This is a genomic window from Bacillus sp. HMSC036E02 (genome assembly GCF_001836235.1).
In the GTDB taxonomy this organism is placed as follows: domain Bacteria; phylum Bacillota; class Bacilli; order Bacillales; family Bacillaceae_G; genus Bacillus_A; species Bacillus_A cereus.
Genome location: NZ_KV827829.1, coordinates 1 through 15,713, shown reverse-complemented (window position 1 = coordinate 15,713; position 15,713 = coordinate 1). Strand labels below are relative to the sequence as shown.

Genomic DNA, 15,713 nt, shown 5'->3' with positions numbered 1-15,713 from the left:
AAGAGGATGGCATTCGCCATCCTCTTTTATTTTACTTTCTCTGTTAAAGGCAAGATAAATACTTCCACACGTCTATTCTTTGCCTTTCCTTCTTGTGTATCGTTTGGAGCAATTGAACGGTATTCTCCGTATCCAATCGCACTAAATTTTTCTGGTTGTAATTCTTTATTTTGCAGTAATACTTGCATAAAATTAACTGCCCGCTGCGTACTTAATTCCCAATTCGACGCAAACTGCGCATTGGCAATAGGGACATTATCCGTATGACCCGATACTGTAATTTCACGAGGTGACGCTGAAACAAGTAAGCTAGACATCTCTTTTGCAATCCCTAAAGATTCTAATTTCACATCTGCTTTCCCCGAATCAAACAGTATATTTTCTAATATTGTCACCATTAATCCCTTTTCAGTTAATTTAGTTTGAAAAGAAGAGGATAATTGTTTTTCATTAATATATTGATCAATCTTTTTTTGTAATGCTTTCAATTCATCCATCTCTTTTTTTTCTTTAGCTCTAGCTTCTTCTTGTTTTTTTGTTTGTTCTGCCTCAAGGCTACTTGCTGATAATTCTTTTTCATCATTTGGCTTTTGATCACTTAAAAATTCTTTGTTACCTGTTCCCCCAGCTAATTCACTTCGAAAAGCAACTGCCATCTGTTTAAACTTCGCAGCATCTATACTACTCATTGCGAATAAAACGATAAACAATGCAAATAACAACGTTAACATATCAGAATATGGGATTAACCATGTTTCATCGATATGCTCATCATGTTTTTTCTTTTTGCCTCTTCTATTTTTCTTACTCCGCATTTTTTTCTGCTCCTTTTTCTAGCTTTTTACGCTCAGTTGCAGAAAGTGCACCTAAAATGCGGTTCTTCATAATAAACGGATATGTACCTTCTTGTAACATTAATAAACAATCAATGATTAAACGTTTTTTCTCAATTTCAGCTGAAGATTTTTGCTTTAACTTATTTGCAAATGGATGCCATAATACATAACCTGAAAAAATACCAAAAATCGTTGCAATAAACGCACCCGAAATAGCATGACCTAACTTTTCAATATCAGTTAAGTTACCAAGCGCAGCTACAAGACCGATAACAGCACCTAAAACTCCTAATGTCGGTGCATACGTACCAGCTTGTGAAAAAATAGCAGCTCCCTTTGCATGTCTTTCTTCAATTGCCTCTAATTCAGATTCCAAAATCTGCTCCAAATCTTCTGCGGATACGCCATCAATCACAAATTTCATACCGCGCAAAAGAAATTCATCTTGAATTTTGTCTAATTGTTGCTCTAAAGACAAAATACCGTATTTTCTACTTTCAGATGTCCAATGAACAAATAATTCTAGCAACTGTTCATAACTTAAATCCTTTTTATTTGAACCAAAAAGAACTTTAAATAGTTTTGGAACCCTTTTTAGTTGATTCATCGGAAATGCAATACATACTGCAGCAAATGTACCGATAAAAATAATTAATGCTGCGGCAGGATTTAATAAGGCTGTTATGTCAGCGCCCTTGACGACCATCCCTACTACCACTGCTACAAATCCTAAAATAAGTCCAATAATTGTTGCAAAATCCATTCCCATTCACTCCTAGTCTATACAAGAAGTTCTTTATTCTCGATAATCGCTACATCTTCTTATGTATATATATTACATAAAAAATGCAAATCATGAAAGATAAGAAATGAATTATATAAAAAAATACTACAAATTCACACATTTTCTGACATTTTCTTTGCATTTCTATTACGTTATGACTCTTATATTCCTTTTCCAACAAACTAGATTTATAATAAAAAAAAAAAAAACAATACACATTTTATGAAGAAGGGACTGTGATTACAAGGCATCATGAAAAAGATAATAATTATTTCTGCCACTACTATTGTAATCGGGATCACATCTTTCGCTTATTTTGGTTCTAAAACACCACTACATAATGAAGCAAAAGCTGTCGAAAGTCAAAAGCATAATAACCATAAAAAAGAAGAGATTCCTGCTTTTCCAAAAGCTGATCATAATGCAAAGAAAATAGACAATGACTTTTCAGTTGTAACAAATCCCAAATCTAATCTTGTCTTAATTAATAAACATCGAAAACTACCAGATGGATACATTCCTGAAGACTTAACGAGACCAAATGTACCATTTATTAGTCCAAAAGATAAAGAAAAAACATTGCTGCGAAAAGATGCTGCAGAGGCACTTGAAAACATGTTTAAAGCTGCGAAAAAAGAAGGGCTTGATCTTACAGCTGTATCTGGTTATCGTTCATACAAACGCCAAAAATCGTTGCATGATACATACGTTAGACGCCAAGGAAAAGCCGAAGCTAATTCGGTAAGCGCAATTCCTGGTACAAGTGAACACCAAACGGGTTTAGCAATGGATATTAGTTCAAAATCAGCTAAATTTCAATTAGAGCCTATCTTCGGGGAGACAGCAGAAGGAAAATGGGTCGCAGAACACGCTCATGAATTCGGCTTTGTCATTCGTTACTTAGAAGATAAAACAGATACAACAGAATATGCATATGAACCATGGCACTTACGCTACGTTGGTAATCCATACGCTACATACCTATATAAACATCACTTAACATTAGAAGAAGCGATGGAAGACAAAAAATAAGAGAGCAAATTGCTCTCTTATTTTTCTTTCACTCTATTATTGTAGTAATTTCTTCTTCCATTCTTCAGGCCATGGTTCGCCTCTTCCTGTTTTTTTCGACGCTTGAACCATCATTCCACGACCTACTAAACAAACCTCTCCTGCTTCATTCTTCACCATATAATGTAAATCTAAAGAAGAATTCCCAACCGACCCTGCTTTTACATACACCTTCAACTGTTCATCAAAATATATTTGCTTAATAAAATTACATTGTAAATCCGCAACAACGATCATCGTTTCTGATGATGCATGTGTCCACTCTTGCATAAATCCAAGTTCTTTAAACAACGCAATACGAGCTTCTTCAAAATAAGTAAAAGCAACGACATTATTTACATGTCCAAACATATCTACTTCACCAAAACGAACCTTTACAGGGTTGTAAAACGAAAAACCACTTTCCCATTGCTCAAAGTCTTCAATATAAGAAATCCTCTTCATTGTTATCTCTCCTTTTCACCTTAAAATAAACAGAATAAACAGAATAAACAGAATAAACAGAAAAATATAGTTATAAATATTGCCTCTTCGATATGAAGAGGCAATATTTATTAATAGTTATTATCGCTACCAAAGAAATCTTTGAACGATTGAATTGTTGTATCACGGTTTAATGCCGCAATTGAAGTTGTTAAAGGAATTCCCTTCGGACATGATTGCACACAGTTTTGCGAGTTACCACAGTTTGCTAGTCCTCCATCTCCCATAATTGCACGTAAGCGATCTGCTTTATGCATTTCACCCGTTGGATGTGAGTTGAATAAGCGAGCTTGTGATAACGGTGCTGGTCCAATAAAGTCAGACTTACTGTTTACGTTTGGACATGATTCTAAGCAAACACCACATGTCATGCATTTTGAAAGCTCATAAGCCCATTGACGCTTTTTCTCAGGCATTCTTGGTCCTGGACCTAGGTCATACGTACCATCAATTGGAATCCACGCTTTAACGCGTTTTAGAGCATTAAACATGCGACTACGATCAACTTGCAAGTCACGTACAACCGGGAATGTCTTCATCGGTTTTAAGCGAATTGGTTGCTCTAATTGATCGATAAGTGCCGTACATGATTGACGTGGTTTTCCGTTAATCACCATCGAACATGCACCACATACTTCCTCTAAGCAGTTCATATCCCATGCAATCGGAGTTGTTTGGTTCCCTTTTGAATCAACGGGATTACGACGGATTTCCATAAGTGCTGAGATAATATTCATATTCGGACGATATGGAATTTCAAACTCTTGGTCAAACGCTTGCGCATCTGGCCCGTCTTGTCTCGTAATGATGAGGCGGATTGTTTTCTCAGACATGTTGTTTATCCCCCTTCTCTTCACCCTTAGCAGCTACATCGTGTTTTGAAGAATAATCACGTTTACGCGGTTTAATTAATGAAATATCAACGTCTTCGTAATGGAATGCTGGTGCATTTCCTTCTCCCTCAAATTTTGCCATCGTAGTTTTTAAGAAGTTTGCATCATCACGATTTGGGAATTCAGGTTTGTAATGCGCCCCACGGCTCTCATTACGGTTATATGCGCCAATTGTAATAACACGTGCTAACTCAAACATATTTGCAAGTTGGCGTGTAAATGAAGCACCTTGGTTACTCCATCTTGCTGTATCGTTAATGTTAATACGTTTGTAACGAGCCATTAATTCTTCAATTTTCGCATCTGTTTCTAATAATTTTTTATTTTCACGAACTACTGTAACGTTATCTGTCATCCATTCTCCAAGCTCTTTATGAAGAACATACGCATTTTCGTTACCATCCATCGTTAAAATATTGTTAAATTTCTCTGTTTCGATTAATTCATTTTGCTCATATACAGTAGATGAAACAGCATCAGATGACTTAGAAAGACCTTTCATATATTCAATTGCGTTTGGTCCTGCTACCATACCACCATAAATTGCTGATAATAGTGAGTTCGCACCAAGACGGTTACCACCGTGCATAGAATAATCACACTCACCTGCTGCAAATAAACCTGGAATATTTGTCATCTGTTTATAATCAACCCATAGTCCGCCCATTGAATAGTGAACAGCTGGGAAGATTTTCATCGGTAGTTTACGAGGATCATCCCCTGTAAATTTCTCATAGATTTCAATAATTCCACCTAGTTTAATATCTAGTTCTTTTGGATCTTTATGAGAAAGATCTAAGTACACCATGTTTTCACCGTTAATACCTAGTTTTTGCTCTACGCAAACATCAAAGATTTCACGCGTCGCGATGTCACGAGGTACAAGGTTTCCGTAAGCCGGATATTTTTCTTCTAAGAAGTACCATGGTTTACCATCTTTATATGTCCAAACACGTCCACCTTCACCACGTGCAGATTCACTCATAAGACGTAATTTATCGTCTCCAGGAATTGCCGTTGGGTGAATTTGAATGAACTCACCGTTTGCATAATATGCGCCTTGTTGATATACAGCAGAAGCTGCTGTACCTGTATTGATAATGGAGTTTGTTGATTTTCCGAAAATGATACCAGGGCCCCCTGTTGCCATAATTACGGCATCTGCTCCGAAACTTCTAATCTCCATAGTTTGTAAGTCTTGTGCAACGATTCCTCGGCACACACCTTCATCATCAACAACAGCTCGTAAGAAATCCCAACCTTCATATTTCGTTACAAGTCCTGCTACTTCGTGACGACGTACTTGTTCATCTAATGCGTAAAGTAATTGCTGTCCAGTTGTTGCACCAGCAAATGCTGTACGGTGATGTTGCGTTCCACCAAATCGACGGAAATCAAGAAGTCCTTCTTCCGTACGGTTGAACATAACACCCATACGGTCCATTAAATGAATGATACCAGGTGCTGCTTCACACATTGCTTTAACTGGTGGTTGGTTCGCTAAGAAGTCCCCACCATAAATTGTATCGTCAAAGTGGATCCATGGAGAATCCCCTTCACCTTTCGTATTTACGGCACCGTTAATTCCGCCCTGAGCACATACAGAATGTGAACGTTTTACTGGTACTAAAGAAAACAGTTCAACATTTACTCCTGCTTCTGCCGCTTTAATCGTTGCCATTAAGCCAGCCAAGCCACCGCCGACTACTATAAGTTTCCCTTTCATGCTCTCCCACTCCTTACTGGTTTGCTAGCTGTGGATCGATGAACGCTAATAATGCACTCACACCTACATAAGATAAACCTAAGAAAATAGCTAATGTTACATAAGTAGAGATTCTTTGTGAACGTGGAGATACTGTAATTCCCCAGCTGATGCAGAATGTCCATAGTCCATTTGCAAAGTGGAAAATTGTTGAAACAACACCAACTAAGTAGAATGCAAACATAGCTGGATTATTTAAAATATCTGCCATCATATCATAGTTTACCTCTTTACCTAACATTGCTTGAATACGAGTTTCCCAGACATGCCAAGAAATGAAGATCAGCGTAACGATACCTGAAATTCTTTGGAAAACGAACATCCAGTTACGGAAATAACCGTAAGAAACCGCATTGTTCTTAGCTGTAAATGCAATATATAAGCCATATATAGCATGGTACAGTATCGGTAAAAAGATGATGAAAATTTCTAGCGCATACCGGAATGGAAGGAGCTCCATAAAGCCTGCAGCTTTGTTAAAAGCCTCTGCTCCTCGTGTTGCAAAGTTGTTTACAATTAAATGTTGCGTCAAAAAGACACCAACCGGGATGACCCCCATTAATGAGTGCCACTTACGAAACGTATACTCGCGGCCTTTCATGTCCCCATTACCCCCCTTGAATGTTTGACTGCTGTTTTCAGATTAGTTTATGACAATAATGTTTTTTCACTATTGGCATAAGAAAAACTGAAAAAATTATTCGAAATATTTCAGCATAATTTGATACCAAGTTCATTTTACTCCTATTTTTGTCGAAGCGTCAAGAAAACGTATACATAATTTGCATATAATTTGCCAATTCTTTTTTTCTTCTTATATATTCAGATTTTCCTAAAGAAAAATCTGTTTTTATAAATGTGAAATGTTATATAATAATCCCTATAGAAAGAGGGGAATATTGTGAGTAAAAATACAATCGATACAACATCTTTAGAAGATGTTTCATTGAACGCCTTCGCTTATGAATTGCTACGTGAAGAATTACTACCTGATTTAATCGGCAACGATTTAGATGGTATTTTATACTGGTCTGGTAGAAACCTTGCAAGAAAATATCCGCTAGAAACAATTGAAGAAGTCATTCAGTTCTTTGAAAAGGCTGGCTGGGGCACTTTAAGCATTGTTGAACATAAGCGTCGTGAAATGCAGTTCCAACTTAAAGGCACACTCATCGCAGAACGTCAAAAACAAAAACGACATTCTTCTTATCAACTAGAAGCCGGATTCATCGCTGAACAAATCCAAAAGCAACGGAACGTCGTTGCAGAGTCATACGAAGAAAAGAAAAAACGTTCTGACTCTATTACATTTCTTGTAAAATGGGATATAAAAGATCTCATTGAAGTGTAAGCATTACCTACAGTCAACTAGACATATCAGTTTAGTTGACTTTTTTGTATTTTCATTCAGATGAGTTTATTTTAAATCTTCAGAAATTATACCAAAAAACAGAAGACGTTGTAAACTACAACGTCTTCTTATCTGTTAAATACGTATAAATCGTCTCCGCGACATTTTTCGGCATACCCGCTTCGACAAATTCCTCTATAGAAGCTTCTTTCATCTTCTTTAATGAACCAAAATGTTTTAACAATACCTTTTTCCGTTTATCACCGATTCCTGGAATATCATCCAATGCTGATTGAATGACAGATTTCCCATGTAATTGACGATGGAATGTAATCGCAAATCGATGCACCTCATCTTGAATACGCTGCAATAAATAAAATTCTTGGCTATTTCTCTCAAGCATCACAGGTTCCGGTGGATCCCCAATAATTAAATGGGAGGTTTTATGTTTATCATCTTTTACAAGACCTGCCATCGGAATATATAATCCGAGCTCATTCTCTAAAATATCACTTGCAGCCGCTAGATGGCCTTTTCCTCCATCAATAATAATCAAATCAGGTAAAGGTGAATTTTCTTTAAGCGCCCTTGTATAACGGCGCCTCACAACTTCTCTCATAGACTCATAATCATCTGGTCCTTGAACCGTTTTAATTTTATATTTTCGATACTCTTTCTTCGCCGGTTTCCCATCGATAAAAGCAATCATTGCAGAAACGGGATTTGTTCCTTGAATATTTGAGTTATCAAACGCTTCAATACGATATGGCGTTTCAATCCCAAGCTGCTTCCCTAAATGATCTACCGCTTTAATCGTTCGTTCTTCATCACGTTCAATTAAGTAAAACTTCTCTTCAAGAGCAATCTTCGCATTTTTATTTGCCAATTCTACAAGGTCTTTTTTCTTACCACGTTTCGGCTGCGTCGCTTCCACTTCTAAAAAGCGCTCTACTAATTCCGAGTCTATACTTCCTGGAACGACAATCTCCTTCGGCTTAAAATGACTACTGTTTTCATAAAATTGGCCGATAAACGTTAAAAAACCCTCTTCTGGTTCATCGTAAATTGGAAACATAGAAACATCACGTTCAATTAGCTTTCCTTTTCGAACGAAGAAAACTTGAACACACATCCATCCTTTATCCACTGCATATCCAAACACATCACGATCCACTAAGTCACTCATAATCATCTTTTGTTTTTCCATAATCGCATCAATATGAGCAATTTGATCACGCAACTCTTTTGCACGTTCAAACTCTAGTTTCTCTGAGGCCTCATACATTTTTATTTCTAGTTCTGAACGAACTTCTTTATGTCCACCATTTAAAAACTTAATAATTTCATCTACAATTTCTTTATTTTGTTCTTCCGTCACTTCTTTCACACAAGGTGCTAAACATTGACCCATATGATAATACAAACAAACTTTATCTGGCATATTCGTGCATTTCCGAAGTGGATACATACGATCTAGCAGTTTTTTCGTTTCATGAGCAGATTGTGCATTTGGATAAGGACCAAAATATTTCCCTTTATCTTTTTTTACGTTTCGAGTAATGAGTAAGCGAGGTTGCTTCTCCGCCGTAATTTTAATAAAAGGATATGTTTTATCATCTTTTAATTGAATATTATATTTCGGATCATATTTTTTAATTAGATTTAACTCTAAAATAAGTGCTTCTAAATTCGAAGAGGTTACAATATATTCAAAATCAACAATTTCTCCTACAAGCCGCAGTGTTTTCCCATCATGTGAACCAGTAAAGTACGAGCGCACACGATTTTTAAGCACTTTTGCCTTTCCGACATATATAACCGTTCCTTGCTTATCTTTCATCAAATAACAACCAGGTTGATCTGGTAAAATAGCCAACTTCTCTTTCAAATGTTCGTGCACTCGTCTCCCTCCATTTCTACATACTTAGCATTTTTATTTTCCCTTGAAAACATACTATGCCCAAACACCCAACATACGTTCTTTTATTGTAACGGAAAGACTGTAAAAAAGAAAATAAAAAAAGCTACCAAATGGTAGCTTTTTTTATTTTAGAAGTGTTTAGAAACTAATTCTACTAACGCTTCTTTCGGTTTGTAACCTAACGCTTGATCAACTACTTTACCGTCTTTTAATACGAAAAGAGCTGGAATGCTCATTACTTCGAATTGACGAGCAGTTTCTTGGTTTTCATCAACGTCTACTTTTACTACTTTTACTTTTTCGCCTAGTTCTGCATCAATTTCCTCTAATACAGGAGCGATCATTTTACAAGGTCCACACCAAGGTGCCCAGAAATCTAATAATACAACACCTTCGCTAGTTTCTGCTGCGAAGCTTTGGTCATTTGCGTTTACAATTGCCATTTTATTTCCTCCTTCAAGTATATTCTACCAAGAGTATATCATTAACTTATATACGTGGCGAATAATATGTATCGTTATGTATTGTAACAAAAAAATGTTCCTTTATACTATATAAAAATACGGATTAAATACTAAAAAGATGAGAGACAGGGGATCTCTCACCTTTTTCTATATATAGGGGTACTTCACTTGGAACTCAAGGGTACTTAAATCATGAATGTACTTTTAACTTTTTAAACTCTTCTGTTAAAAGAGGTACAACTTCGAATAAGTCACCGACAATACCGTAGTCAGCTACTTTAAAGATACTTGCTTCTGGATCTTTATTAATCGCAACGATTATTTTTGAGTTAGACATACCTGCTAAATGCTGAATCGCACCAGAAATACCACATGCAATGTATAAGTCTGGCGTAACAACTTTACCAGTTTGACCAATTTGTAATGAGTAATCACAGTATTCAGCGTCACAAGCACCACGAGATGCCCCAACAGCGCCGCCTAGTACGTCAGCTAACTCTTTTAATGGTTTAAAGCCTTCTTCACTCTTCACACCGCGTCCGCCAGCGATAATAACTTTTGCTTCAGAAAGATCCACACCTTCTGCTGTTTTACGGACAACATCTTGAATGATTGTACGTAAATCTTTCACATCAACTGTAATAGAAGATACGTCACCGCTGCGAGACTCATCTTTTTCCAGAGTTGCAATGTTATTTGGACGCACTGTCACAAATAAGATGCCGTCTGTTACAATCTTCTTCTCGAATGCTTTACCAGAGTAAATTGGACGAGTGAAGATAACATTTCCACCTTCAACCTCTAAAGCAGTTACGTCAGAAACTAAACCAGCTTCAAGCTTCGCTGCTAATTTTGGTGATAAATCTTTACCAAGTGCTGTATGTCCAAAGACAATACCTTCTGGATTTTCTTCAGCATGTACAGCTAAAAACGCTTGTGCATAACCATCAGATGTATATGATTTTAATTTATCATTTTCAACTGTCACAACGCGATCTGCACCGTAATGAATCAATTCATTTGCAAAAGAGGCAACGCTGTCTCCAATTAGAAGACCTACTACTTCACCGCCTTCTGCAATTGTTTTTGCTGCTGCTACCGCTTCAAAAGAAACGTTACGTAGCGATCCATCACGAACTTCACCCATTACTAATACTTTACGAGCCATAGATTTTCCCTCCTGCATATATAATTTCGTATTTTATTAGATTACTTTCGCTTCTGTATGGAGCAACGATACAAGTTCTTTTACTTGATCTTGCAGCTCGCCTTGTAACACTTTTCCTGCATCTTTCTTAGGAGGCAAATAGATTTCAATTGTTTTTGTCTTTGCTTCCACATCATCTTCTTCTAAATCTAAATCATCTAATTCTAATTCTTCTAGCGGCTTTTTCTTCGCTTTCATAATACCTGGAAGCGATGGATAACGCGGTTCATTTAAACCTTGCTGTGCTGTTACTAAAACTGGTAATGAAGTTGCAATCACTTCTGTATCACCTTCAACATCACGCTCAATCTTCACATTTGTACCGTCAATTTCAAGTTTTGTAATTGTCGTTACATATGGAATATTTAACGCTTCAGCTACGCGTGGTCCTACTTGTCCAGATGCACCATCAATTGCAACGTTTCCGCCTAAAATTAAATCTGCATCTTTATCTTTTAAATATTCAGCAAGCACTTTTGCTGTCGTGAACTGGTCACCATTTTCTACATCATCTTCAATATTAATTAATACGGCTTTATCACAGCCCATTGCTAATGCAGTACGAAGTTCTTTCTCACTATCTTCGCCACCGACTGTTACAACTGTAACTTCTCCACCTTGTGCGTCTCTTACTTGAATTGCTTCTTCAATTGCATATTCATCGTAAGGGTTGATGATGAATTCCGCTTCGCCATCGTAAATTGCACCGTTTTTAATTACGATTTTTTCTTCTGTATCAAATGTTCGTTTCATGAGTACGTAGATGTTCATTCCATTTACCCCCTTGTTTTTCAGAAAGATTCTATCAATTTTAATTTTCTGTTAATTTATATTAAAAAAATAATTGAACTACCTGCCACTAAATGAAGGTTTACGCTTTTCTAAAAATGCAGCTACACCTTCTCTTCCATCTTCACTCGTAAATACTTCACCAAAAATCTGTGATTCACGTTGTACACCTTCATAGTAATGAGACGATTTTGTCGTTTGCAATAACTCTAGTACAGCACGAGTTGTTGCTGGACTTTTTCCAGCAATTTGTTTTGCAACTTTAAGCGTATCATCTAAAAGAGATTCTTCAGAGAACAATCCGTTAACAAGTCCCCACTTTAATGCTTCTGCACCAGTAATTGGTGTACTTGTTAACATCATTTCACAAGCTTTCGCTTTCCCAACATAACGTGGTAAGCGCTGTGTACCTGCAAAGCCAGGAATTAATCCAAGTGTTAATTCAGGTAAACCAAGTTTTGCACTTTCAGTTGCAAAGCGCATGTGGCAAGACATAGCAAACTCAAGGCCGCCGCCCAGTGCCGCTCCATGAATTGCCGCAATAACTGGTTTTGAACATTTTTCAACACGCTCAAACGTAACTTGTCCAAGCTGTGCTAATTCTGTTGCTTGCTTCGCTTCAGTAACAGATGTAAATTCTTTAATATCTGCTCCCGCTGAGAAGAAACGTCCTTCACCATGAATAACAACAACACGAATGTTATCATCCTTTTCCACTTGATCAATTAATTCAGTAACATCATGCATAACTTGTGAAGACATCGCATTCGCTGGTGCGTGATTTAATGTCGCCACCGCGATATGATCTTCAACTCTTACAGATAGGAATTTCAACATGATCCCTCCCATTATTGACGATAACCACAAGCTGCAATAAGTAGCCCGTGTACCGTTTTTGAAAGTGCGACCAGATCATACTTATGATCGCTCATTACCCAATTGGTCACAACTTCATCTACTGTTCCAAAGATCATTTGTCTTGCCACGCGAACATTTAAATCTGCTTGAAATTCACCTTGTTTTATACCAGTCTCTAAAATCTCATCCATAACTTGTAAGTAGCCTTTTAATACTTCATTTATTTTAAGGCGCAAGTCTTGATTGGACTGCCTTAGCTCTAATTGCGTAACGATAGCAAGAGGATCATTTTGCGACAACAGCAAGAAGTGCGTTTCTACCAACATGAATAACTTCGATACAGCGCTTTCAATTCCTGCTGTTTTTTGACGAATTGTTTCGACAAATTCTCCCATCTTCTCTTGGAATAAGGATATTAATATATCTTCTTTATTTTTAAAATATAAATAAATCGTGCCATCAGCTACCCCAGCTTGCTTTGCGATTTTAGAAACTTGCGCTTGGTGGTACCCATTCTCCGCAATCACAATGACTGCCGCATCAATAATTTGATTGTATTTCGGTCTATTTTTCTTCACTTTACTGTCCCCTTCAAGAAGATGACTGAATGAATAGTCATTCATATTCTTATAATACTGACTATTTAGAAAAGTGTCAATCCTATTTTTTCAAAAAGAAAGGGCCTTAGCCCGTTTGCTCATCCTCATTCTTTCTCTTCTCTTCATCTATTAGAACACGGCGTAAAATTTTCCCTACTGTCGTTTTTGGCAATTCATCTCTAAACTCATATACTTTCGGCACTTTATAAGCCGCTAAATATTTACGTGCAAACTGATTTAATTCTTCCTCAGAGCACTCCGTACCTTCTTTTAACACAACAAATGCTTTAACTGTCTCTCCTCGGTACGGATCTGGAACTCCAATTGTCACTACTTCTTGCACTTTTTCATGCTCATATAATACTTCTTCAACTTCACGAGGATACACATTAAATCCACTCGCGACAATCATATCTTTCTTGCGATCTTTTACATAGAAAAATCCATCTTCATCCATGTAGCCAACATCACCTGTATGGAGCCAGCCATCTTGCAATACAGCCGCTGTTTCCTCTGGCTTATTCCAGTATCCTTTCATAATTTGAGGACCTTTCACTACAATTTCCCCTATTTCTCCTGGCGGTAATGCCTCACCAGTCTCAAGTGACATAATGATCGCTTCTGTATCTGGCCACGGAACTCCAATGCTACCTGGCACTCGCTTTTCCCATAAAAAATTACTATGTGTAACTGGAGAGGATTCTGTTAAACCATATCCCTCTACTAGTTTACCACCTGTAACTGTTTCGAACTTTTCCTGTACTTCTACTGGCAGTGGTGCTGATCCACTAATACAAGCACGAATAGAAGAAATATCGTATTCTTTTAAAAGCGGACTATTTAAAAGAGCGATATAAATAGTTGGTGCCCCTGGAAACAATGTCACTTTATGCTTCTTAATCGCTTCAAAAACCATTTTCATATCAAACTTTGGAATAAGGACCATTTTGTATCCTTGCATAATACTTAAATTCATAACAGCTGTCATACCATAAACATGGAAAAATGGAAGAACCCCAAGAACGACTTCTTCTCCTTCTTTGCAATTATATAACCATTGAACTCCCATTAACGTGTTAGAGACGAGGTTTTTATGCGTTAACATAACTCCTTTCGGAAATCCGGTTGTTCCTCCTGTGTACTGTAAAAGGGCTAGATCATTTTCAGGATCACAAGGCACCTCAACATTCGTATTCACTTCTTTTTCTACTGAATTCCAAAGATGAATCGTTTCACTCTCTGATACTTTCACAACTAAATTCGACTGTTTTTTCTGCACAAATGGATACAATAGATTTTTAGGGAATGGTAAAAAGTCTGCAATACGAGTTACGATAATATGCTCAATTTTTGTAGCAGATTGAACATTCGTTACTCTTGGAAACACTAAATCGAGACAAAGAATTACTTTTGCTCCCGAGTCATGAAGCTGATATTCTAATTCTCTCTCTGTATACAGTGGATTTGTTTGTACTACGATACCTCCCGCAAGTAATGTACCATAATAACCAATTACAGCTTGCGGACAATTCGGCAACATAATAGCAACTCGATCACCCTTTTCCACACCGAGCTTTTGAAGATAATTTGCAAACCTCTTCACCTTATCATGGAAGTCCGAAAACGTAATATCCTTCCCTAAAAAGTGAAGCGCTTTCTTTTCTGGGTAGCGAGAAGCCATCTGTTCTACATATCTATGAAGCGGCTGAATATCATAAGAAATCGTACTCGGAATTTCCTCTGGATAACTTTTCAACCATGGTTTTTCCACCTTCATTCCCCCTTCAAATACATAAAAATAAATGAATGTTCATTCATGATGGTTATTTTCATTATATTATAGTCACCATAGCGTTACAATCATAATATTCTGACTTTTGTATAACTATGCTTTACTTCATTAACTTCTTATTATATGTAGAAACTCTCTTAATCTTAAAAGAGTAAGAGAGTTATAGTTTAACTTAATCTTATTATCGTTAACACTGCTCCTGGAGTAGTTGTTGATAATGTTGCGACAGCTAACAAACCAAATAATTGCAAGCTAATAGCATCTCCTGCTGCAAGAGTTGTAATGATTGTTGCACTAAATGATGTGGTTGCTACCGCAGGAGCATTAATCGTCCCAGCAAGTGCCCCTCCATTAATTGTAATCCGTGAACTGACTAATAATGAAGCCGTTATATTAATTGTATATGAAATATAATAATTACCAGCATTTGCAACCGTAAATACTGTGTTTCCACCAGAAACAGTAATTCCTGGACCGATGTTTTGATTATTTGGAAGCGGGACATTCGTTCCACCAAGAACTACAGATATCGCTGTTCCCGACGTATTATTTGCAAATGCATATGTCGCCGTGATACTTGTACCTGTCGCTCCTGTTGGGCCTGTTGAACCTGTCGCTCCCGTTGGACCTGTTGAACCCGTTGCTCCTGTTATTCCCGTCGCTCCTGTTATTCCTGTCGCTCCTGTTATTCCTGTCGCTCCTGTTGGACCCGTTGCTCCCGTTGGACCTGTGTCGCCTGTCGCTCCCGTTGGGCCTGTTGAACCTATCGCTCCTGTTGGGCCTGTTGAACCTGTCGCTCCCGTTGGACCTGTTGAACCCGTTGAACCCGTTGAACCTGTTGAACCTGTTGGACCTGTTGCTCCTGTTATTCCTGTCGCTCCCGTTGGACCTGTTGAACCC

The 15,713-nt window shown here is 37.4% G+C and carries 16 protein-coding genes; 2 read left to right on the top strand and 14 right to left on the bottom strand.

The annotated features are described in order from the left end of the window. Window positions 1-26: 26 nt before the first annotated feature. Both motB and motA read right to left on the bottom strand, forming a co-directional pair. Complete coding sequence (gene motB, locus HMPREF2590_RS09010; protein WP_001256735.1) at window positions 27-815, bottom strand: flagellar motor protein MotB; 789 nt, start codon at window positions 813-815, stop codon at window positions 27-29. Beyond that, window positions 805-1,599, bottom strand: coding sequence for a flagellar motor stator protein MotA (motA, locus tag HMPREF2590_RS09005; protein WP_000344853.1), 795 nt, complete (start codon window positions 1,597-1,599; stop codon window positions 805-807). The genes motB and motA overlap by 11 nt, the downstream gene beginning before the upstream one ends. 273 nt (window positions 1,600-1,872) lie before the next feature. Here motA and HMPREF2590_RS09000 point away from each other — a divergent pair, with 273 nt between their 5' ends. Next, window positions 1,873-2,652, top strand: a complete 780-nt coding sequence (locus tag HMPREF2590_RS09000; protein ID WP_000720201.1) for a M15 family metallopeptidase — start codon at window positions 1,873-1,875, stop codon at window positions 2,650-2,652. 36 nt (window positions 2,653-2,688) lie between these two features. Here the strand turns inward: HMPREF2590_RS09000 and HMPREF2590_RS08995 are convergent, their stop codons facing one another. The 4 genes from HMPREF2590_RS08995 to sdhC form a co-directional block, all read right to left on the bottom strand. After that, window positions 2,689-3,135, bottom strand: coding sequence for an acyl-CoA thioesterase (locus tag HMPREF2590_RS08995; protein ID WP_000822736.1), 447 nt, complete (start codon window positions 3,133-3,135; stop codon window positions 2,689-2,691). Window positions 3,136-3,245: 110 nt separating this feature from the next. After that, window positions 3,246-4,007 carry a succinate dehydrogenase iron-sulfur subunit gene (sdhB, locus tag HMPREF2590_RS08990; protein WP_001291827.1) on the bottom strand — a complete coding sequence of 254 codons (762 nt, stop codon included), beginning with the start codon at window positions 4,005-4,007 and terminating at the stop codon, window positions 3,246-3,248. After that, complete coding sequence (gene sdhA / locus HMPREF2590_RS08985; RefSeq protein ID WP_000676750.1) at window positions 4,000-5,793, bottom strand: succinate dehydrogenase flavoprotein subunit; 1,794 nt, start codon at window positions 5,791-5,793, stop codon at window positions 4,000-4,002. The genes sdhB and sdhA overlap by 8 nt, the downstream gene beginning before the upstream one ends. A 13-nt stretch (window positions 5,794-5,806) precedes the next feature. Continuing rightward, window positions 5,807-6,433 (bottom strand): succinate dehydrogenase cytochrome B558, encoded by a 627-nt coding sequence (gene sdhC / locus HMPREF2590_RS08980; RefSeq protein ID WP_000678354.1) that lies wholly within the window; start codon window positions 6,431-6,433, stop codon window positions 5,807-5,809. A gap of 300 nt (window positions 6,434-6,733) precedes the next feature. Here sdhC and HMPREF2590_RS08975 point away from each other — a divergent pair, with 300 nt between their 5' ends. Next, window positions 6,734-7,183 carry a YslB family protein gene (locus HMPREF2590_RS08975; RefSeq protein WP_000042226.1) on the top strand — a complete coding sequence of 150 codons (450 nt, stop codon included), beginning with the start codon at window positions 6,734-6,736 and terminating at the stop codon, window positions 7,181-7,183. Window positions 7,184-7,298: 115 nt separating this feature from the next. On the opposite strand, the gene uvrC is transcribed toward HMPREF2590_RS08975, so the two are convergent. The 8 genes from uvrC to HMPREF2590_RS08935 form a co-directional block, all read right to left on the bottom strand. Continuing rightward, window positions 7,299-9,083: an excinuclease ABC subunit C gene (gene uvrC, locus HMPREF2590_RS08970; RefSeq protein ID WP_000544296.1), complete on the bottom strand. Its 1,785-nt coding sequence runs from the start codon at window positions 9,081-9,083 to the stop codon at window positions 7,299-7,301. Between the two features lie 149 nt (window positions 9,084-9,232). Next, window positions 9,233-9,547 carry a thioredoxin gene (gene trxA / locus HMPREF2590_RS08965; protein WP_001018943.1) on the bottom strand — a complete coding sequence of 105 codons (315 nt, stop codon included), beginning with the start codon at window positions 9,545-9,547 and terminating at the stop codon, window positions 9,233-9,235. 211 nt (window positions 9,548-9,758) lie between these two features. Next, complete coding sequence (gene etfA, locus HMPREF2590_RS08960) at window positions 9,759-10,736, bottom strand: electron transfer flavoprotein subunit alpha (RefSeq protein WP_000101947.1); 978 nt, start codon at window positions 10,734-10,736, stop codon at window positions 9,759-9,761. 36 nt (window positions 10,737-10,772) lie between these two features. After that, window positions 10,773-11,546 carry an electron transfer flavoprotein subunit beta gene (gene etfB, locus HMPREF2590_RS08955; protein WP_001029028.1) on the bottom strand — a complete coding sequence of 258 codons (774 nt, stop codon included), beginning with the start codon at window positions 11,544-11,546 and terminating at the stop codon, window positions 10,773-10,775. Window positions 11,547-11,624: 78 nt separating this feature from the next. Next, the gene (locus HMPREF2590_RS08950; RefSeq protein WP_000911292.1) at window positions 11,625-12,401 is read right to left on the bottom strand and encodes an enoyl-CoA hydratase; all 777 of its coding nucleotides are present in this window, start codon (window positions 12,399-12,401) and stop codon (window positions 11,625-11,627) included. A gap of 11 nt (window positions 12,402-12,412) precedes the next feature. Further along, window positions 12,413-13,000: a TetR/AcrR family transcriptional regulator gene (locus HMPREF2590_RS08945; RefSeq protein ID WP_000742223.1), complete on the bottom strand. Its 588-nt coding sequence runs from the start codon at window positions 12,998-13,000 to the stop codon at window positions 12,413-12,415. A 106-nt stretch (window positions 13,001-13,106) separates the two neighbouring features. After that, entirely contained in the window at window positions 13,107-14,792 is a 1,686-nt protein-coding gene (locus HMPREF2590_RS08940; protein WP_003310958.1) for a long-chain-fatty-acid--CoA ligase, read from the bottom strand. Between the two features lie 188 nt (window positions 14,793-14,980). Beyond that, the coding region (locus HMPREF2590_RS08935; protein WP_141763529.1) for a collagen-like protein at window positions 14,981-15,713 on the bottom strand (733 nt) is incomplete at its 5' end.